General features: G+C 67.4%; 3 protein-coding genes. 1 reads left to right on the top strand and 2 read right to left on the bottom strand.

What is annotated here, in order from left to right:
• Positions 1-449, top strand: a 449-nt coding sequence (locus tag JSV65_03700; GenBank protein UCH35465.1) for a nitroreductase family protein, incomplete at its 5' end; no start/stop codon positions are given.
• A gap of 18 nt (positions 450-467) precedes the next feature.
• On the opposite strand, the gene JSV65_03695 is transcribed toward JSV65_03700, so the two are convergent.
• Both JSV65_03695 and JSV65_03690 read right to left on the bottom strand, forming a co-directional pair.
• Entirely contained in the window at positions 468-2,609 is a 2,142-nt protein-coding gene (locus JSV65_03695; protein ID UCH35464.1) for a heparinase II/III family protein, read from the bottom strand.
• A gap of 21 nt (positions 2,610-2,630) precedes the next feature.
• Positions 2,631-3,180: gfo/Idh/MocA family oxidoreductase (locus JSV65_03690; GenBank protein ID UCH35463.1), on the bottom strand; the 550-nt coding region annotated here is incomplete at its 5' end.

Raw genomic sequence — 3,180 nt, 5'->3', positions numbered from 1 at the left:
TCGACCGCGTCCACGACGCGGCGCGCAACGCGCCCTCGGGCAGCAACCGTCAGCCGTGGAAGTTCATCCTGGTGACCGATGAGAAGCTCAAGGAGAAGCTCGTCACCTTCTGCCACGGTCAGGCCTTTCTCGCCCAGGCGCCGGTGGTGATCGCCGCATGTGGACGCGACATCGAATTCGACCGGGGCGACTGGATGGGCAAGTACTCGATGCTGGTGGATGTCACCATCGGCATGGATCACTTCATCCTGGCAGCGCGCGCTGAAGGGCTGGGCACGTGCTGGATCGGATCGTTCAATAACGACCAGGTCAAAGGATTGCTCGGCGTTCCCGACCGCTGGGAAGTCGTCGCCCTGACCCCACTGGGCTACCCCGAGGGCGATCCATTCGGCGAGACGCATGACCGCAAGCCGCTCAGCGAGATCGTTTGCGTCAACCACTGGGAGTGAGCCCGCGGTGCCCCCGCGTTACGGCGCGGCGCGCTTCTTCCCGCCCGCCGGGACATAGACGATCTGGGCGCCCGCTGTTTCGGGGTCATCGGCGATCCAGAAGGACTCCACGCCGTCCGTCGTCGTCACCTCGATGGCGAGCCCTCGCGCGCCCGGCGGGCCCATCCAGCCCTTGAGAGCGATGGACTCCACGCAGTGCGCCACCTGTCTCGGTACGAGTTCGATCGCGGAGACAAACACCGCGCCCTCGCCCTCGCGGCGGCAGATGACGAGCGGCATGCGCGTGGTCGGCGGCTGCGCCGGCGCGTCCGCGAAGAAGAGTTCCGCCGGCCCGCAGCCATCCGCCGCGACGAGGCGCACCTGCCCGCCCTCCACCTGCCACGCCGCGCGCCACGCGCCGGGCGCTTGCGCCCGACGCAGCCGCTCCAAGTGCTGGTAGCCGGCATCTTTGCCCAGCGGTTGCCTGCATTCGAAAGTCGTCACGTCCGCGCGCACCCGCCCGATGTTATGATAGACCCAGTCGTAGGTGTGCGGGGCATCGCTGTGCGCGCGATACACGTCCACGATGTAGTCGGGCAGCACGATCACCGTGCGGTCGAGCGCGACCCCCTCGTACGCGCCGGTGCACACAGCCCGCGCCGCTTGGAACCCCGCTTCGGTGTGGAACAGCATGAGCCGCCCGTCGGTCGGCTGCTGGCTCTGCTGATCCACCACGATCGTATTGTGCGCCACGGTCTGGCGATACCACGAACCGTGCATCGGCACGCTGTACGCCAGCCGTCCGGCATCCGGCGCGAGTTCCTGGCCCAGGCCGTAGAGCAGGACTTGCAGCTTCTCCGGGTGCCCGTGGCCGCCGCCGTGCGGCCCGTAGTCGAGCAGCAGGTACCGGCCGTCCGCGCCGATACCGTCTCGTAGAACGGCGCACCCGAGCCCGTCGAGATCCACGCTGCCCGCGGCGAGGTCGGAATCAACCGGGGTCGTCTCCGCGCCGTAGAGCAGGGCAAACAGGTTACGCCGGTTGCCGCGGGCAACTACCGCCCCGTAGCGCTCGCCGCCGTACCGCGCGTATGCCAGGTCGTAGAACCGCTCCTGGCCGAGGAGCGAGAAGCGGTCGGCATCATTGAGCCCGGGGAACGTCAGGTCGGGATAGACCAGATCGAGCGGGCCGTCGAACAGCGACTTGTAGGCAGGAATGTCGTAGAGATTGATGCCGGCGTGATGCGCGGCTTCGCTGGTGTAAGCCAGAGCCGATAGGGCGTAGAAGTGATACGACGGCGCGCCCTCATACCACGACCCGTCGGAGAGCACGCTCGCCTGCATCTGATAGCGGAAGCCGTGCTTGGGGTCGTCGAGGGCGGTGCGGATCATCCCCGCGTCGCCGAGGCAGAAGCCGACCGCGGCGATGCCCGCGTTGTGCCAGGACTGCCAGTTGCTCTTCCCGGCGCGGTTGCGCAGGATGACTTCGACGCTCGGGCGCAGGAACTCCGTCTCGATGCGCTCGCGGTCTTCGGGCGTGAGGGTCTCGTAGATGAGATCATAGCCCCACGCGACGCGCACCAGGCTCACCGCCTCGTCGAGGGTCTGCGCGAACCGCTTGCCGCCCGAGGCGCGCTCGCCGCCCCTGACGTCGTGGATCTTGTAGCCCGCATACTTCGCGGCATAAGCGAGGAGTATCTCCCGCGCGCGCTCGGCGTAACGGCGATCGCCGGTGAACGCATACGCGAGGCCAAGATTCTCGAGATCCGCGGTGTACTTGTGGTGCGTATACGTCACGGCGACGTCGTCGTACGGCCACCCGCTGTACACCTCGCCGCCGTGGGGGCAGACGTGACGCGTCGGCGATTCCATCTTCAGCCGGACGCCGTGTTTGGGGCAACTGTAGTAGTGGCTCCATTGCCCGCCCCTATCGGGGACCTCGACAGCGTCGACGAGCGCCCGCTCGGCGCCGGCGATGATGCCGTCGTACACCGCCCTCGCCCAATCGTGTTTCGCGGCGCGCTGCTTCGCGCGCGCGATCTCCTCGGCGGAGGCGAAGAGCAAGGGATGACGGCGTTCAGCCGACGCCATTGCATTCTCCAAGACGGCCGACGGTCCCACGCGCGGACCGAGCACAAGTACGAGAGCGCTGACCGCCGCCAGGCTGATGCTCCGGCGCTTCATACTCATATCTCCTGATGCTCATCACGCCAGCTCGACGACCCGCCGCTCTTGCGCCGATCGCACGATGGCAGCGGTGATGCGCAGCACCGACAAGCCGTCCCCCGCCGATGGCTCGGGGTCGCGGCCGGCGAGAACGCATTCAACGAAGTGCCTGATCGCGTCGAGGACGAACCCGCGCGGCTCGCCGCCGGCTTGCGTCCATAGAACGCCCGAGCGCTTGTAGGTCTCCGGTGTCGCGTGGTGCAGGCACATGTCGCCTGCGTCAAACTCGAGCTTGCCGCCGGTGAAGATCAACTCCATACGGTTGTCCACAACCGACGGCAGGCTGTTGGGCAGTATCCAGCACGACTCGAAGCACGCGAAGGCGTCACCCTCGAACTCGACCGTAGCGACGTAGGCGTCCGGGGTGTCGAACCCAAGGCCGGTGAGCACACCTGAACGCGACACGGCATACACACGCGTCGCCTCGCGGCCGAACAGCCAGCGCACGCGGTCCACCGTATGGCTCATGAGCCAGAACGGGAGGCGCGTCCGCGCCGACCAGCCGCGCAGCATTTCCGTGGGCACGGAC

This window comes from Armatimonadota bacterium, assembly GCA_020354555.1.
Classification (GTDB): Bacteria; Armatimonadota; Hebobacteria.
Note: the sequence above shows the minus strand (reverse complement) of the source record. Positions and strands in the feature narration are given on the sequence as shown.

What these genes read in the sequence shown, in the direction of transcription:
- JSV65_03695 (UCH35464.1), bottom strand. Translation starts at nt 2,609, where the DNA reads ATGAAGCGCCGGAGCATCAGCCTGGCGGCGGTCAGCGCTCTCGTACTT.